The 18420-nt window shown below is 31.8% G+C and carries 10 protein-coding genes and 1 pseudogene; 10 read left to right on the forward strand and 1 reads right to left on the reverse strand.

Features of this window, described 5'->3' with window-relative positions; genetic code table 11:
- Nucleotides 1-13: 13 nt before the first annotated feature.
- Nucleotides 14-2215, forward strand: a complete 2202-nt coding sequence (locus tag DMB71_RS01680; RefSeq protein ID WP_111363114.1) for a hypothetical protein — start codon at nt 14-16, stop codon at nt 2213-2215.
- On the forward strand, nt 2212-4029 hold the full coding sequence (locus DMB71_RS01685) for a hypothetical protein (protein ID WP_111363115.1): 1818 nt from the start codon (nt 2212-2214) through the stop codon (nt 4027-4029). The genes DMB71_RS01680 and DMB71_RS01685 overlap by 4 nt, the downstream gene beginning before the upstream one ends.
- 36 nt (nt 4030-4065) lie before the next feature.
- On the opposite strand, the gene DMB71_RS01690 is transcribed toward DMB71_RS01685, so the two are convergent.
- On the reverse strand, nt 4066-4878 hold the full coding sequence (locus tag DMB71_RS01690; RefSeq protein WP_111363117.1) for a leucine-rich repeat domain-containing protein: 813 nt from the start codon (nt 4876-4878) through the stop codon (nt 4066-4068).
- A gap of 257 nt (nt 4879-5135) precedes the next feature.
- Between DMB71_RS01690 and DMB71_RS01695 the strand changes: the two are divergent.
- The 8 genes and pseudogenes from DMB71_RS01695 to DMB71_RS01730 all read left to right on the forward strand — a co-directional run bounded on the left by DMB71_RS01695 (nt 5136) and on the right by DMB71_RS01730 (nt 18411).
- Nucleotides 5136-5685 (forward strand): annotated as a pseudogene (locus tag DMB71_RS01695) (REP-associated tyrosine transposase).
- A gap of 10 nt (nt 5686-5695) precedes the next feature.
- Nucleotides 5696-6136: a BPS1 family protein gene (locus tag DMB71_RS01700; RefSeq protein ID WP_162614757.1), complete on the forward strand. Its 441-nt coding sequence runs from the start codon at nt 5696-5698 to the stop codon at nt 6134-6136.
- Between the two features lie 4 nt (nt 6137-6140).
- A complete protein-coding gene (locus tag DMB71_RS01705; protein WP_111363120.1) occupies nt 6141-6602 on the forward strand; it encodes a hypothetical protein in 462 nt (153 codons plus the stop codon).
- A 90-nt stretch (nt 6603-6692) separates the two neighbouring features.
- Nucleotides 6693-7241 (forward strand): REP-associated tyrosine transposase, encoded by a 549-nt coding sequence (locus DMB71_RS01710; RefSeq protein ID WP_111363122.1) that lies wholly within the window; start codon nt 6693-6695, stop codon nt 7239-7241.
- An 85-nt stretch (nt 7242-7326) separates the two neighbouring features.
- The gene (locus DMB71_RS01715; protein WP_111363124.1) at nt 7327-7764 is read left to right on the forward strand and encodes a hypothetical protein; all 438 of its coding nucleotides are present in this window, start codon (nt 7327-7329) and stop codon (nt 7762-7764) included.
- Nucleotides 7765-7782: 18 nt separating this feature from the next.
- The gene (locus tag DMB71_RS01720) at nt 7783-8307 is read left to right on the forward strand and encodes a hypothetical protein (RefSeq protein WP_111363125.1); all 525 of its coding nucleotides are present in this window, start codon (nt 7783-7785) and stop codon (nt 8305-8307) included.
- A 403-nt stretch (nt 8308-8710) separates the two neighbouring features.
- Complete coding sequence (locus DMB71_RS01725) at nt 8711-10540, forward strand: leucine-rich repeat domain-containing protein (RefSeq protein ID WP_111363127.1); 1830 nt, start codon at nt 8711-8713, stop codon at nt 10538-10540.
- Nucleotides 10541-11004: 464 nt separating this feature from the next.
- Nucleotides 11005-18411: a hypothetical protein gene (locus DMB71_RS01730; RefSeq protein ID WP_111363128.1), complete on the forward strand. Its 7407-nt coding sequence runs from the start codon at nt 11005-11007 to the stop codon at nt 18409-18411.
- The last annotated feature ends 9 nt before the right edge of the window (nt 18412-18420 follow it).

Consider the following 18420-nt stretch of genomic DNA (forward strand, 5'->3'; position numbering starts at 1 on the left):
TAATACTTAAAATATGTCCGCAAAATCCCATTTTTTTATAGAGTCGGGAGGTTTTCCCGCACAGTTGTCAGCTCAGGGCTTTGGACCTCAATCTGAAACTGTTTTTAACCTGACTTCTAGATTTTCTTTAGACGCACCTAAAAAGGCCTTTTCGATCTGCAAAGGAGTTGTTTTGGTTCAGCCTCAAACTGGCAATCCTGATAAAGTGAATCTATTTCTTCGTCCTTACAACCAGCCTTTTCCTGGACTGAACATCAAATATTTTGTTTACAGAGGTTTACAGAAAAGCGATTTTTTCACAACTGATTCCGAGCCATTAATTATTGCTAAAAGCAGTTCAACTTCTGATTTTATTAATAAGATAAACGAGGATTTCAACGCTTTTCATAAAGATCGTGTAAAAAAAGAAGGAGAAACAACAACACCTATTCCTGTTCCTCCTTTCACAGCTAAATTTATTGGCTATGAGAAAGAAAAAGAGGATGATGCCACTAATGGAACTTTATTAATACCTCTTTCTGACTTCTTTTTCAAAGAATCAAAATTTGTTGCCGCTGGCGATACTTTTGATGAAAAAGACGATTTCGAATTACCTCTAATCGATATTGGAAAATCATTAGGAAATTTCGCTGAAGGCATATGCGGAATTGATGTTGTTCTAAATTACGGCGATTACAAACATGATTTTGACAATACTGAATTTACTTTCAATTTAGAATATGCCCGTAAACCTTTTGCAGAAATTACAGTAGATGGTTCAACAGATTTTATTAAAAAATTACAACGTGAGCAAAGCACTCAATTTATTGATATTGCAGCTTTTTATGGATTATTCGCTAATGAAGGCAAAGTTGAAACAACTATTTCTTCAAACGAAATTATTTCAAAAGCTGGAACAGCAATTTATACTGATTTACTTTTTAATTTCTTTAATAAAAATAAAGTTTATGTATACATTCAAAGCAACAGACATCGCTCTTATAACTTTTACAATAATTATAAATTATCAGAAACAAATTATAGCAATATTAAAATAGGAACATGTGATAATTTAATTGAAACAAATTATGGAAATTTAAACTGGCCAATTTTAGTTTTTGACAACAATCAGTTAAACTCAAATGATTATAACGACATATCTATAGCATTAACTGCCTCTCTAAGTTATGAAGAAATTTCGTTATATATTTTAACGGGTTCTATTAGTACTGAATCCGAAAGAGACTTTGTAATTAAAGAAAATCTTTTAGATTTAGAAAATAATAGTTTAGATTCAACTTTTACTAAAACAATATCGTTTAAAGTCCCTAATAGTAATGAAGGCGGACAAAAAAAGAATATTAGTTCCTTAATCAGATTTACATATATTGGAAAAGAATTGGATTTTTCTTCTGCAAATAACTATACTATTTGGAGCGATAAAAAAAGACATTCTTTATACAATAATATTTTTCCAAACTTAACGATTGTACCTGTTTTTAATAATAGTCAAAACTTCTTAACAGCTTCTTTTAATAGAGAATCTTTAATCAATTATAAAGGGTTCTCTAATTATATGAATGAATCTGTATTAAATGGTCTCGTAGTTTTTCAGGAGGGAAAAAAAGATGTTGCAAATTCTGACTCTAGCATAGAAACTTTTAGTAAAGAAAAAGTATTATTTATTGCTAAGAAAATTGAAACTTTGGATGAATTCTCTATACATAAAACAGAAGTATTTGCACAAGGAGTATTTGCTAAAAAAGCAGATATTGACTCTAGTTTAACGGATTATTCAAATTACTTTTCTTCATTATATGGTTCTAAAGATTACAACTTAAAACATTACATTATTAATGATTTGGACACAGATATTAAAATATTGTCCTTAAATCTTAAAGAAGATCTAGATTTCGATTATTATAATTTAGGTTTAACCAAGGAAGAATTAAATATCTTAAGGGAAATTGTACCATATAATTCATCAAACATTAACTTCTATTTAAAAGAAAATACTGAAAATTCAGCTTCTAGTTTAGAAATGAATACAAATTATCTCAAATATTCTCTTGGAGTTGTTTTTGAAAATAACAACGGAAAACTATCTGTCATGATGCCTTCCGTTCCAATCTATGTATATGGAATAAGCCATAATTTCTTAACTACCGCAAGCTACACTGAATATGAAGAAAAATCTATTACAGGCAGTATCATTAATACAACAGATATAATATGAATGCAAAGAAAATAGCAAGACAGCTAGAACTTATAAAATATTTTACGCTACGAAAATCAGCAATCTATTTTAATATTAACGCTGATATTGATCAAGATAAAGAAATTGAAAATGAATATGTCCAATTATCAGGTAACTATAGTTTTAAATTTGAAAGCATTATAGTTGATTATGCCAAAAGCTATAGTTCCAACTTAAAACAAAAAACACTTCAACTTTATTTTTATAAAAAACCGAATTCTAATTCTTCAAATTTTGAGCTCATTGACGATCCAAATGGATTGATGACTCCTGCAATCATTAATGACTATATAAAAGACGGACAAAATTATAAAAGATATGTTTTTCCTTCGCACTATAATCATCAAAAATATTCAGAATGGTATAGTGATGCTTCAATGGATGTTGATAAAAGAGATACACGTAGCTACTCCATGAATATTATAGTAGATGAATTTAGTGTTCCTGCTTTTAACAGCTTTTTAAATGAATCATCGTCTCAATGGAAAGTAAGATTCAATACGGCTAAAGATCAAGCTATTTTAGGTAATTTTTATTGGCTGAGTTTATACGATCCTAGAATATATCAATATGAACTTTCTTTTGAAGATAGAAAAAAAATCTTAGATTATATGGTTTATTCCTTATACTGGCCAATTATTATCGACGGTATTGAAGGAACAAATAAAGTTGATGAATATGAACTTTTTGCTTTTCTTGTTACTAATATAAGTAAAGAAGATGGTGTTAATTTATATCATTACATGTTTACAAGAGAGTCTTCATCAGGAAAAACTAATCTGCAAATTTATAAAGAAAAACTACCTAGCAAACTTTATGATATATTACTAAAAGCATTAATTAGTTCATTTTATTGGACGAAAGACCTTTCGGAACTTAAAAATAGCTTTGAAGAAAATTTATTATTTCCTATTGGTCTTTATGAAAAAGGAACATGGGAAATGAGATACTTTACTTATTATGACCTTAACGAAAATAAAGAAAAAGGCACAGGTCCTTTTCGATTAGGAAGTAAATATAGTATTGAAATAACAGAAGAATTTTCAATAAATGTAAAATCAGCGGTGCAATATCGACATGACCCATATTGGAACAGAATAGAATATAAACGCCATGCAAATAGCGTAGGGACTAATGGAGCCATTTTAAATTATGATGATGTTATTTATGTATCACCTGCTATAATTAACCAAGAATTTAATGGCCTAAATTTACCCTATGGGGATATTATGCCTATACCGGCCTTTGCCCTTAAATGGTTAATAGATCAAAATGAAGATACACAAAATATAATTAATCTCCTGGAAAGAGGAGCCACAATGGCAGGAGTTATATTCCCTATTTTAAAACTTTATCAAGCTGTTTTTTTAAGCGAGATTATTTATGAGTCCTTAGGATTAGGTTTTACAATAATTAATAATACATTAGGTGCTGGACTTCAGGATCAAATCAAAAAATATGACGAATCAAAATCAACATCAGATCATCCATATAGATTAGGGCAAGAGCTTTTAAGTTATTATAATTTGCTATCATCTATATATGGGGCAAATGGAATAAAAAATGCTATTTCAGAAGCAAAAACTATAAAAAACAAAATTAAAGTTCTTACTGAATTCGAGAACATACTTTCACTAAAGGGCGTTAGAGATGATTTTAGATCTTTTATGTCTGTTCAATTTCCAAATGATAATATTGACGCATTTAATATTATGAGTGAACATATTGATCAAATAGAAAAAGAATTTAACCGATACAAATATCTAAAAAATCAAAATTTACAAATAAATTAAAAAGTAAAAATGCTACTAACTCATCATTTTTTAGTTTTATTGGCAAGTAAATGAAGGGAGTATTTCAGAAAAAGTACCAAATAAATTACCGCCTCGGTCTTTGAAAATCTTAATACTAGGATGATTACATATGATGAAACTATCTATATAAAGTCTCGATAATTTATTAGGGTTAATAATAACAATAGTATTACGTAAGTTATTAATACAATTAAGCTCAATTAATGCTTTATTTTTAGTTACATCTAAAACAGCAAGTTTATTATAGGCACAGTGAATGTTCCTCAAAACTTCATTATTCTCAAACTTAAGAGTTGTGATTAAATTATTATAGCAAATAAGATCAGTCAAATTATAGTTTTTACTTAGATCAAGAGTTTTCAGTTGATTATTACTGCAATTTAATTCTGTTAAATTTGTATTCTTACTTAAATCTAGTTGCGTTAATTTATTATGAGTACAATAAATTTTTGTCAAAGCCTTATTTTTACTCAGATTTAAAGTTGCAATTTTATTATCAAAGCAATCCAATGTACTCAAAGATGTAAAATATTCGATTCCCGATAAAGATGTAATATTCCTTCTTCTAACACTTATTGTTCCATCATAAGAAGCAACAGAAGAATGATTTGAAATGAATTTACCATCAGGAGTAAAAGCCAATGGAGCTATTGTCTTTAAATAAGCTTTAAAATTTGCATCTGGTATTTCGGCGTATACTGGAGGTGGGTCATTTTTTTTAAAACAACTATAACTCATATTACTTATTACAACCAATACAGAAAAGATTATTATCCGCGTTAAAACTTTATTAGCCTTCTTTTGGGCTGTAAATATATTTTTTACCATTATTTCTTTAAGATCTTAATTATTGTATGCAAGTTTATAAATTAAATCATTTTAGAACAACATATTTGTAAGTTTTTTCAAGAAAATATAAATTACCTTATACCCGATCGCGCAGATTTATCTCAGCAACGATAGCGCGGATTTGCAATCCGTGCCCGCAAAGATTGGTGAGTATTATTTGAAAAAATGTCCCCTGCTGGCGCGAGCGTCCCGCTCGTGAACGCAAAGTTTTTCTTACATTAGCTCAAAAATAATAAATGAGCAGAAAATACAAATTTGGAGATAAAACTGGAGCTTACTTTATAAGTTTTGCTACGGTATATTGGATAGATGTTTTTACAAGAGAAGAGTATTTTGGGTGCATTGTAGAATCATTAGACTATTGCAGAAAGAACAAGGGAATGGAGATTTATGGCTACTGCATAATGCCAAGCCACATCCATTTAATTTTCAGATCTGAAAATGGAGACCCTTCTGGTCTAATAAGAGATTTTAAAGGTTTTACTTCTCGAAAAATACTCAAAGCAATTGAAGAAAATCCGCAAGAAAGCAGAAAAGAATGGATGCTCTGGATGTTTGAAAGAGCCGGAAAGAAAAACAGCAATGTAAAATTCAGGCAATTTTGGCAGCAAAACAACAAACCTATTGAAATCTGGTCTTTTAAAAGTTTGTGAGCAAAAGTTAAACTATATTCATAATAACCCTCTCGAAACTGGTTTTGTAACTAATCCTGTAGATTGGAAATACAGCTCTGCTAGAAATTATGGCGATAACGATCAAACTGTTTTAGAAATTGATATTAATTGACTTCCTGTGTGTGCACGAGCGAGACGCTCGCGCTAGCAGGGGGAATTATATTAGATTAAATGAAGTTGATAATTATATTGAACTTGAATTAAAATTAAATAAAAAACTTAGAGCTTCTTTGAAACATGAAGCAGGAGACTTAATTGATGATATTACTGGTCTTAGTTATGATACAATGGGAATAGGTCAAAATGTAATTATTCCTTGGACAAAGAATGGAATAGATTCTGTGAACTATTGGTTTGAAGAATTTAAAAAGTCAATTACTGTACACTTTAATAAGATTAATAAAACTCCGCCCTTAGATTATGTAGTAATAGATTATAAATATTTTGATCAAATTTCATTAGCAGTGAATTCTAATCCAAATTTTTTAAAAAATCAAATAGATCAGTTTATTATACAAAATCATAATCAATACATTGATAAATTAATAAAATTAAACTACTAATAATATGGCATCAGCATTTATTCAATACCAAAATGATAAAGGTTTCAATATTGCAGAAGAATTTATGCAATTAATGATATACTATATTCATAAAGAACTTGAAAAACCTCAATACGCTTTTATAAATAAAAATTTATTTATTATGGGACATGAAGGTATAATTAATGGTATTTCAAGTGGTTATTTAACTCTTCCTTGGAAAAGAATTTTAGTAAGTACAGAAGAAGAACAGACGATGATTCAAATTTTGCAAAATGTTAAAATAACTTTACAGAATAAAGGGGCTTTTATATCAGTTTCTGAATTACAATCAATTCAAACTAACGATAAAGATTTTAAGCATTTATACAGTAGAAATCCGTTTCCTGTAGCAGAATTAATTAAAATAATAGAGGTTTTAATTCAAATGTTACAAGGTACATGGGCATCAAATAATTATGATATGGATGTTAATTATAAGTATTAAAATATGAATTAACCCGATCGCGCTCCCCGCTGGCGCGAGCGTCTCGCTCGTGAACGCAAAGTATTTCTTACATTAGCTCAAAAATAATAAATGAGCAGAAAATACAAATTTGGAGATAAAACTGGAGCTTACTTTATAAGTTTTGCTACGGTATACTGGATAGATGTTTTTACAAGAGAAGAGTATTTTGGGAGCATTGTAGAATCATTAGACTACTGCAGAAAGAACAAGGGAATGGAGATTTATGGTTATTGCATAATGCCAAGTCACGTTCATTTAATTTTCAGATCTGAAAATGGAGATCCTTCTGGCCTTATTAGAGATTTTAAAGGTTTTACCTCTAGAAAAATGCTCAAAGCAATTGAAGAGAATCCGCAAGAAAGCAGAAAAGAATGGATGCTCTGGATGTTTGAAAGAGCTGGAAAGAAAAACAGCAATGTAAAATTCAGGCAGTTTTGGCAGCAAAACAACAAACCTATTGAAATCTGGTCTTTAAAAGTTTTTGAGCAAAAGTTAAACTATATTCATAATAACCCTCTCGAAACTGGTTTTGTAACTAATCCTGTAGATTGGAAATACAGCTCTGCCAGAAATTATGGAGATAACGATCAAACTGTTTTAGAAATTGATATTAATTGACTTTCCTGTGTGTGCACGAGCGAGACGCTCGCGCTAGCAGGGGGAAGCTACATTACCTGGGGGTAAAAAATACTATCCTGGCCCTTTGCCTACTGTAAATGCAAATATACAAACAGCCATAAAAGATGGAACAGAAATTCCAGGCGTAGGAGTAAAAGATTGTGAAGTATGGATGTGGGGTTATGTTACAAAAAAAGTAGATGGTGTAGAAAGCCTTTATCTAGATACTAATGGAAACCCTATAAAAACATGGGTTAAAAAATCTAATTCGAATAAAACAACTATTTTTACGGGGATGAATGAAGATAAGGTTCTTGTTGAAATAACGTATGCCAGACACAATTTAACTTTGAGTGACTGGATTCCACATCGTAGTCCTGGAAGACCTTCAAATACATGGCAAGGCTGGAGTAGTGAAGGAGTAGAACTTCATATTTGTATAGGTTTAGAACTAATAAATCCCCCAACAATAATGCCTAGTCGAGCATTACCTTACGGAACAGTAATTCCAAAAAATAATTAAACATTTAAACAATATATTATGATTTATGAATATCAGATACTCGTAACAAAATATTCAATAAATAGAGCAGTAATGATTGGAGTAAGTACTTCAGATTTAAATCAGGCATCAGCTTTATCAGATATGAATTTAAACCATATAACAGAAACTTTAGACGAATTAAATGCGGTTATTGCAGGACAGTTAGATTATTTGAATTGGGGTACAGATTTATTTTATGTATCTTCAGATACTACAATATCTCGGTACGGAGACTTTGACAAAGTAGAAAGATACGAAGTGTCTACCTTAGGCTTGAGAGATTTTTTAATAGAGCTAAAGAATTTTAAAGAACAATGTCATGCAGGGGATAATTATAAAACCATAATTGGTCAGGCATTTACCGCAATAAAAGCCAATCCACTACAATATAAAAGATGGCCAACATCAGATATATACTATTTAATTACCTTGAATAATATAACATTTACTTTGGTCTTGGAACCTAATGATTTCAATTTAACAGAAAGTCAATACGTTGCTCAATTAAAAAGTGAATTTTAGTCCCCCTGTCTTATACTAAAATAGATTTACAAAAAATAACAACAACTCAAAGACCAAAAAACTTTGAGTTGTTTTAAAATCAAAAGAGAAAACCATATCTCTTAAAATCAAGAAAAAAATACATTTTAAAAACTCTGGAAACTTAAAATTATTAGTTTCCCTGCTCTACTATCGGCTATATCTAAGCCAATGCAAAACTTATTTCTTTGTTTTACAGCTCTGTAAAACAAAACCCTATTGTGACGCCACTAACACAATTTTTAAACATTCAGATTACTTGCAATCATCCAAAATCAACAACTGTTTGTAAGTGTCTTATATATCTGAATGAATTACGGTAATCCCCTATAAGCCCGATTAAAAGTCTATAAATTATTTAAAAACCCGTAAAAATTAATTAAAAATGAGTACAAATCACAACAGAATCAGAGTGGCGGACTTAGAAACAAATCAGCCAAACAAAATTTTAAAAACAAATCAGAATGGTGAATTAGAATTTAGTGATGTAAACAATCTTCAAGAAGAAAATTATAATGCCTTAGATTGTACAACAGAAGGAAAATCTTTAGATGCCAGACAAGGGAAAGTATTGAAGGATATGATTGATAATAAAACTGTAAATCTTGCGTCTGATGCAGAAACGCAGATTAACACTGCTGTTTCTGAAGACAGTAAAGTAATTAGCCGTGCTAAGCTTTTTAATTGGTGGCAATGGATTAAATCTCAAACTCAAACTATTTCTGGAGCTTGGAATTTTACTAATAAGGTTAATTTCGCTCCAGCTACTACGACAAGCCCTTCTTTAATTATACCAAATGGCACACTAACAACCATACCTCAAAATGGAGCGATTGAACGTGATTCAAATGGTCAATTATGGGAAACTCATGGAGGTATTAGAAGTAAAATTGGTTTTGGAAAATCTGATATTGAATTAAAAGGAGAGTTTGAAAATAATGCTCTTGCAATGGCCTCAAATTTGAAAGTTGGAGATTACTATAGCACACCTTTAGGTGGTGCTACTGGAATTTCTTTCGTTGCAGTTGTCAGAAATACTCCAGGATGTATGTATCTATCTTTTTCTGATCTAGATGAAGCTACAGCATCATTAGGCATTAATGATAAAAATAGTATTGTAGATTGGAATTCATATTTTGAATCTAAAAATTCGGCAATTTTTAAAAGCGTTCAAATTGATCATAATAGTGCTGCATTTTACGGTATCGATAACAAATTTATTACTGAAATTAGATTATCCAATACACAACTTGAAAATTTCTATATGTATGATCTGGAATACCTTACTGAACTTGACCTGTCTGATAACAATTTAACTCATTTTGACACAAGCAACCTTTCTCAAATCTTGAATGATTTGATTTTGAGTAATAACAATATTAATGCATTCAATCTATCAAAACCGTTACCAAACTCATTAAAAAAATTATATCTCAATGGTAATCAATTAACAGAATTTTTACCTAATTATGATCTTCCAGATTCAATTACAGACTTGAATTTAGAAGGAAATTCCATCGAATTAATCGAAGATAATGTGCACATGCCATTAAATTTAAAAACGCTTAACCTGAACAACAATTTGTTAGGTAAATTCCAGATAGACATTCCTGAAAACTTAGAAACATTGCTTCTATCTGGGAATAAACTATCGGATTTTGAAACCGATGCGGTTCAACACAAAAACCTTCGTTTATTAGATCTTTCAAATAATGAATATTCAAGATTTGATCCAATGTATGGTTTACCAGATGAAATTGAAGTTTTAAAATTGTCTCACAACGGAATGAGTGATTTTGACCCACAATCTTTACCAGTAAGACTAAAAAGATTAGAATTAAATGATAACAATATAGAAATTTTTGATCCTTTACATTTTGCAGAATATCTAAAGGTTTTAATGTTACAAAATAATAAGATTATCAATTTTAATCCAAAAAACTTGAATGATAATTTAAGTGAATTGATTCTTAGTAATAACAAAATTGTTAATTTCAAACCAGAATGGTTACCAAGTGAATTAGTTGTTTTAAGTCTTGAAAACAATCCTACTACTACAACTTCATGGAACACTAATATTGATTGGTGTGAAAGTAGATATGAAAACGGAATTTTGTATGCTGGTAATACTGCGGGATCTATTAATGGAACTAAGACAGAATCTCTTTTAAAAGAATTAAATTGGACAACTCTTAAAACTCCATATTCTCTTTAAAAACTTTTCTAGTTTAAAAAACTTAATCTAAAATTCTGATTACTCATATATGTTTTAATATTATTATATGAGTAATCTTATATTATTTTTCTTCACTTTTTAAGGACACGAAAACCGAAAAAACCAAGTTTTTGGTTACTTCTTACTCTAAGCAAATTTGAAAATTTTGTCTTCTCACTTTACACATCTGTAAAGCCCCAGAACATCCATGTCAAACCACTAAGCAGCTCTTTTTTAAGCTCCATTTTTAAGCTCATCTTTACACTGTCAAAAGAAAAAAAGAGAATAAAAACCTCTTATAAACAAAGTCTTTTGAAAAAAATACTAACCGAATAAATTGTTCCAACTGCTTAGAAAAATCCCTGAAAAAATTATGCGTTTGCACCCCAAAGATTGGTTCAATCTAACTACAATTTAATCATTCTGAATACGAACAAAATTAAAGTCAAAAACAAAATAAGAATATGCCAACTAATCCAATTCCTGCGGTTCCAATTCCTACAGCGAGATATTATCCGAGATTGTCCGAGATAATTACTGTAGACGATTTACCAGAATTCTTATCGTTTGTCGAAGATGGTTTGAATTCCATTTTTGATAAAATTCACTACAAAAACTTACAATATTCAAAAGGATATCGTGGTGATTCTGCCTTTTATAGTCTTGATATTATATCGAGCAAAAAACTGGCTTTGCCTCTTCCTTTTGGTATGGGTTTGGTATTAAATCCAAATCTAAAAGACGATGATTCTTCTATATCATCATTTCCCATTACATTAGAATATCAGTGGGAAATTCTGGCTTTCTTAAAAACATTCAGTTCAAGCAGTTTCTCTTTTTCTATGGAGGATTTTTATGCTGTGGGTCTTCAGGTTTTCCGCATCAGCGAAGAACAGGTTATAGCCCATATGATGAATATGTTTGTTGAAGCTCAAGAAGGAAAAACAAAATACGAACAGCTTTTAGAAGATATTAATGCGCTTCAAAATACTAATCTAGAATTTCCAACAAATGTAGAACAATCTATTGGCGGTATTATTGACCTCATCAAAAACAGTGCTGTAATTACAAAATCGATTCCGCTATTACTATTCGGAACTTATATCGCTAAAGAAGGTTTTACTTTAGACGAAATCAAGCAAAAATTACAAGATTTCTACAACATTGTAGCTCCAGATGGAATCGAAGCTCACATTAAAAGAATTATTACTCCAAAGGCGAAAGCAACTTTAGCTTTAAGTGCCGGTATTGAGTTTCCTAGAAATATCTTAAAACCTGTCGAACCTAATGGTTCTAATTATGGTACTGGAACTGAAAAATCAATGTTTTTATTTGGTCAAGCGCAATTGTATGCTGATACTGAAGAAGGCATTGGCTATCAGTTAGAAATGGGAGGATCGCTTGAGCCTAAAACTGCCATGATTGGCAATACGGGTTTACTTCTTCAATTAGACACTTTAAAAGTCGATTTAAGCAAGAAAACCAATATCCCAGAAGCCGATGCTGACGGACGCCCAAATGATTTCGTTGGAGTTTATGCTCGTGCTGTTTCTGTAACCCTTCCTTCAAAATGGTTTAATGAGATTCCTAAAACTCCAGGAAGCACAGCTCCTACATTACAAATTGGTGCTTCAGATTTGTTAATTGGTACAGGTGGGCTTTCTGGAAATATCTATCTGGAAACAGTTCCGAGTACAGATGGTGCTTTTAGTTATTTCAACGACAAATTCAATTTTAATTATCCAATCACCATGTTCGAAAAAAACGAACAAAATGGTGTGGCCAATAAAAAAGAAATTGCTGATTATTCTTCTTTACTTGTCTTTTTGCAAGAATTGAACAGTAAAAATTTGCCTTATGCATTTGATTATCCGTTATCGTTAACAACTATTAATGACTCGACCACTTATGTTTTTACTGATGCTAAAGATTATCAAAGCTTTCTGGCAGAACTTTACGATAATACGCTTTGGAAAACTATTGGTTCTGAGAAAAAAGGATTCAAAGTAGGCTTTAATAAATTTGATATTACTTTCAAACAAAATAAAGTTACGAACTCTAACATTAAAGGTGCTTTAGAAATTCCGAAACTTAAAGAAAAAAATGGAGATCCATTAAAAGTTAACCTTGAAGGACACCTAAATGATGACGGAGATTTTAACCTTACTGCCTCTTTCCCAAAAGATAATAAACTAAAGGCAAATCTATTTGACCTTGTAAATATCGATTTTAACAGTTTCGAACTCGGAAAACAGGATGAAGATTACTATTTAGGAACGTCTTGTTATATTTCTTTTCCTAAAGGAACTTTAATGGGAAGTTTATTAAAAGGAAAAGGATTTGAAGTTGAAAAACTGCGTGTATACAGCGATGGAAATATTGAAGTTGAGGGAGGGTCTATTCCTATCCCTGTTAGTCTTTCGGTTAATTTAGGTCCAGTTCAAATGGCGGTTACGAACATCAACTTTGGTTCTACCCAAATTAACGGGCGTAAATATAATTTCTGGGGATTTGATGGTGCAATCAGTATTAATCCGCTTGCGCTTGATGCCCGTGGTGAAGGGGTTAAATTTTATTACTCTACTGATCAGAACTCCGAAAACGGTCTTAAAAAAGATTCCTTTTTAAGAATACAAACTATCGAAGTCGATTTAATCATTCCCGCAACAACTGACAAACCCGTACTGGCAATTATTAACGGAATGCTTTCGCTTCCTCAACCTGGTATTAATAAAGAGTTTGTGGGTGAAGTTTCATTAAAATTGCCAAAAGCTAAAATTTCAGGAAGTGTTGGCATGCGTTTTATGCCCAAATATCCTGCATTTTTAATTGATGCCAGTATTGATCTTCCCGTTCCTATTCCTCTTGGATTTTTAGCCATTAATGCCTTTAGAGGTTTATTAGGATTTAGATATGTGGCCACCAAACAAGCTGTAGGATTAACAAAAGACGATTCATGGTATAAATATTACAAACATCCGAAACCGGGTATCAATATTAAAAAATTCAGCGGGCCTCCAGACTCTATGCAGTACAATTCTCCGTTTTCTATTGGAGCTGGAGCCACTTTTGGAACAGTTGCAGATGGTGGGCATGTATTGTCGTTGAGAGCCATGCTTTTATTGTCTCTGCCTACTCTCTTTTATATTGAGGCGGGACTAAATGTTATTTCTTCAAGATTAGGATTAATTGAAGATGATCCTAGCAATCCGCCATTCTTTGCCATGGTTGCCTTTGGAGACGATTCATTAGAATTAGCAGCTGGAGCAGATTTCAGCATTCCGAAAGACAGCGGACAAATTATAAAACTTCATGCGTTGTTAGAAGCCGGATTCTTCTTTAAGAATCAGAAGCCTTGGTATGTAAATCTGGGTTCTAAAAAAGATCCAATTACAGCAGAAGTTTTAACCTTATTTACAGCAAAATCTTTTATCATGATTTCTGCGCAAGGTATCGAAGCTGGAGCAAGATTAGATTTTAAATTACAGCAGAGTTTTGGTCCAGCCAAAGTTAAATTATGGGCTTACTTAGAAATGGGTGGGAAAATCTCATTCAAACGCCCTCAAATGGGTGGTTACATTAGCGCTGGTGGAGGAATCCAAATTAAACTTTGGATTATTAATGTTGAAATTGCTTTAGACACGATATTCTCTGTAGAGTCATTTAAACCGTTCTTGATTTATGCCAAATTAGAATTAAGCGTTCGTGTAAGAATTGCCATGATTAAAGTACGTAAAAACTTTACAGTTGAACTTCAATGGGACATTAACAGAGTTGTTGATCGTACGCCGTACAGCCCTCTTCCAAAAGGAACTGCTGGAGATGGTGAAGATAATAGAACATTAGAAAATGTCAAAGGAGTTCATATGCTAACCAATCAAGCATTTGCTTTGGATTATTTCAAATCTGCTGGAGAAAAAGATTATGACCCAACAAAATTTGATAATCAAGGAATGCCTAAACAAGAGCTCATTACTTCAATTATTCCTTTAGATACTTATATCGACATTAAAATGGCTAAAGGACTGGTTCCTAGCACCGAATTAAATAAAAAAGTCGGAGGGTATACGGGTGAAGCTAAAAATTATACTGATATGATGCCTCCTGAAGGAACTACAAAAGCGGGTAGAAAAATACGTCAGGTTAAGCATGAATACGGAATTAAATCGATCAACTTAAAATCATGGAATGGCGCTGCATGGGTAGATTACAACCCTTTTGAAGCTGTTGTAGAAAACAAAGAAGAAACTCGTAATCAGGTAAAAGATTTGCCTTGGGCACATTGGCAGAAAGCTATTGATCAGTATGATTCTATCCGAGTATTGGCGACAAACCCGTTCTCGTTTTTAAGTGCGGCAGAACCTGGATGGCATATTCCTGAACAATTGGGAATTACATCTACAAAATTGTTCTGTGCTTCAACAGAAATTGACAAACAGCATATGGATTTCCTTAACAAACAAATTGGAAAGCGTTACTATGTGCCTATGCAATATGAAGCTGACAAAATTAACGGATTGTTTTTTAGACTTATTGGAGAACTTCCTTTAATTGTTGGCAACTACACTATGGAAGGCGGTGATTTTATGAGTATTACTGCTGATCAAAATAATTTTGGATACCGCAGATCTTTAGCGTTTAAAAACGAAAACGAATTAGAAATTATTTTCCCAGAATCTGCTATCGATCCTGAATTAAGGCTTACAACTCAGGCAAAAGAAGTAAAAATTACAGCTTATACTGCCAAGTTTAATGATGGCGACAAATTAGTATCATATATGCCTGTAGGATTTAACAAAACCAAGACAGATGTATTTTCACCAGAACAAACTTATTCGAAAGCGGAATTTTCAAATGCAATAACCTTATATACTGAGGAAATTGATGGTCAGAAGAAAAAAATAGATAAAATTGTAATTAGTCCCGTTTCAGCAAATGCAAAACGTATTAAAGAAATCAGAAATGAAATTGCAGCATTATTTGACGATACATATGGCGAATTAACCGGAAATACTGAAATTACATTAACAGACCCTGTAAAGATTGCCAAATACACTTCTCTTATGGCTGAATTGGCAAATCTCAAATTGGATGCTGGTAATGAAAATCCTAATGCCGAAAGTAATCCAAATGCATTGACTTTTACTCATTATTATGGTTATAATGGAAAAGCTTTATACGATTTTGATCAGGTAATTAAATTTAATGATTCGTACGTAATAACATTCCATCCAAAAGAGGATGCTAAAACTACTATTCTATTACAAGTCAATTCTGATGGAACTATTATCAGAGAGCGTTTAATTAGCGGAATTGTAACTTCTCTTCAGGTTGTAAATGGCAACTTAGTTGTAACCCAAGCTTTGAATGCAGAACAATGCAAAGGAATTGGAGAAGCAACAATCGATCTTGATTTTATTGTAGGATGTACCTCTCCTATTGCTGCAACAGCAATTGTTGAAATGGATGAAGAACTAAATCCGATTCTAGGAACGCAATATTTGAATACTTACTCTTTAGGCTATAACAAAGTTCTGCCATTAGCCAATAATGATCTTCTTTGGATTAATACATTATCCAATGAAACTCAAATGAGCTGGATAAAAGGAAGTGACCGAACTGTGATGTATCGTTCTAAAGTTAACGGAGAAGCAGTTAAAGTTCTACAGCATAATGAGAATGAATTTAGTTTAATTACTAAGGATAAAAAAGTTATTCATTTAAGCGTCAACAATGTATCAAAAGTAATTTCTGTAACGGATACAAAAGTAATTCCTACAAATGAAATAGTTGAAATTGTCGATGCCATAATTGCGAATAATAAGACGTTGCTTTCAGTAAAACTATCGAATGGTAAATATGCTTTTGCGCAAATTGATGGAAACACTATTGTCTTGGTAAAAAACGACACCATTTTTGATTCGTCAATTTATTTGTCAAATCAAACCTTAAATGATCATTCAATTATCGCATACAATACACATTATCTGTTTGTTTTTAATGAAGCTCTAACACAAGCAAGATTAATTAAAAGAGAAACAAATGTTGCTGATGCTTCAATCATTCAAATTCAAAACGAACCGTCTGTAAATGAAATCTTGATGCTTTCTAGCAAACCAAAAGAAAAGGGCGTTTATTTTTCATTGTTTAGCGATGCGTTTAATAACTGTTCTTTACATTCTGCTGAGCAAGTTTCTGTTACTTCATCGACAGCTGTTTTGACAAATGGAAGTGTCAATTATACAATATTGGATTTAATCAACGGATTAGATTTTAGAAGAAGTATTAAAAAATCAAACATAATTACAACTGATGCTGTTATTTGTTCAAATCTAGAGAATTCTGAAGATCCAGAACTTGATTACTCCACTTATATTCAACGTATAGACTGGTTTAGCAAAGAAGAGTATTATCATAATAAAACGATTTTGGATATTCCTGCCGTAGCTGAGCAATTACAAGCGATGAAAAATGCGATTGAGACAACAGTGCAGCCAATCTGGAGGCCAAATACAACATATTGTTTAGATTTTACTTTAACAGATACAGTTGATGATAGTAAAAAGAGTCCTGCAGAATTTAAATATTATTACGGTTTTAAAACCCTTGGCCCGATTGGACACTTCCCAGTTAAGGATCCTGAAGCAATTGATCCTCAAAATCCGCCGGCGAAAAATGAATTGACAGCATTGTCTAAATCTCCGCTGACATCATTAAGAAGTTATCTAGATTATAACCGTTCTTATCCGAATGCAGATGGAAGCTTGCTACAATCTAAACCTTCATTCTATGGCAATGAACAGTGTGACATTTCTTTATTCTTTACGAGTACTTATACTTCTCACATGTTTAAAGATTGGGCTCCTTATGGAACTGGAAAACCTGAAATTGAAGGAAAACTAAATCTTTTCATCAAAGACCCGCTGACTGATCTGCTTATTGAATATCCGATAAAACCATTGGAAGAAGGTGAAGAAGAAATCGCTTATCCACAATCAATACAAAAAGATAATAGCCAAGAATGGACTGATGATAATGATCCTAGAATTCCATTAGGCGTAAGAATGTTAAATAATTTTATTGAAGATCCTTCTAAAACCCGATGCACTCTGGAGTTAGGAAAGCCTTTAAAACCAAAATCATTAAAATACAAAACAACTTTAACCAATTTAAAACCTTCTAAACTGTACACCGTTCTGGTAAATAACTTCTTTGATGGTGCTCAAATAGGAATTTCAAGCGAAAGCAAAAATATCCTAGTGCATCAATTTGGATTCCAAACTTCACGCTACAAAGATTTTAAAGAACAGGTTCAAAGTTATTTTGTTGATGAAGAAAAAACTAAAGAAGCCTTATATGATGTGAATGTTAATCTGGATCAGGAACGTATTGATGCTCTGCATTATTTAATCGCTCCTAAAACTGATAATGCTACAAATGCATTGAGCGATTCAATGGCTACAAAATATCAGCATTTATTTGATCGTGCGATCGAAGGAGTCCTAAAACTTTCTCCTCTTGATCCTGCACAGGGTACTGAGGTAAATAGAATTATTAACACGAATACTGGAGCAACAATAGCACTTTTAGTTCGAAACCCAGAGCCATTTAATATTCCAAAAATGCCTTTAGAGGAAATTCAAGATACTATTTCTGTTTTAGATGAATTAGAAAATCCAATATCTGGATACAGTGTACTGCATTCAAAAGATTACTCACAAGTTTTGATTATGCACAGCAGCAAAATCATTTATGGAATAGAAAACTTGAAAATCAGGTTTAAATACAAAATGTGGAATAATGAAGGAAGTGGTCCTTTAACAAACACAATTGATACGCAGATACTGCCATTATACAATACAAATCTTTAAAAAAATAAG

This window comes from Flavobacterium tistrianum, assembly GCF_003254545.1.
In the GTDB taxonomy this organism is placed as follows: Bacteria; Bacteroidota; Bacteroidia; order Flavobacteriales; family Flavobacteriaceae; genus Flavobacterium; species Flavobacterium tistrianum.

Excerpts from the sequence above, each read along its gene's own strand:
- DMB71_RS01680 (WP_111363114.1), top strand. The coding sequence starts at position 14 with ATGTCCGCAAAATCCCATTTTTTTATAGAGTCGGGAGGTTTTCCCGCA.
- DMB71_RS01685 (WP_111363115.1), top strand. The coding sequence starts at position 2,212 with ATGAATGCAAAGAAAATAGCAAGACAGCTAGAACTTATAAAATATTTT.
- DMB71_RS01690 (WP_111363117.1), bottom strand. The coding sequence starts at position 4,878 with ATGGTAAAAAATATATTTACAGCCCAAAAGAAGGCTAATAAAGTTTTA.
- DMB71_RS01705 (WP_111363120.1), top strand. The coding sequence starts at position 6,141 with ATGGCATCAGCATTTATTCAATACCAAAATGATAAAGGTTTCAATATT.
- DMB71_RS01710 (WP_111363122.1), top strand. The coding sequence starts at position 6,693 with ATGAGCAGAAAATACAAATTTGGAGATAAAACTGGAGCTTACTTTATA.
- DMB71_RS01720 (WP_111363125.1), top strand. The coding sequence starts at position 7,783 with ATGATTTATGAATATCAGATACTCGTAACAAAATATTCAATAAATAGA.
- DMB71_RS01725 (WP_111363127.1), top strand. The coding sequence starts at position 8,711 with ATGAGTACAAATCACAACAGAATCAGAGTGGCGGACTTAGAAACAAAT.
- DMB71_RS01730 (WP_111363128.1), top strand. The coding sequence starts at position 11,005 with ATGCCAACTAATCCAATTCCTGCGGTTCCAATTCCTACAGCGAGATAT.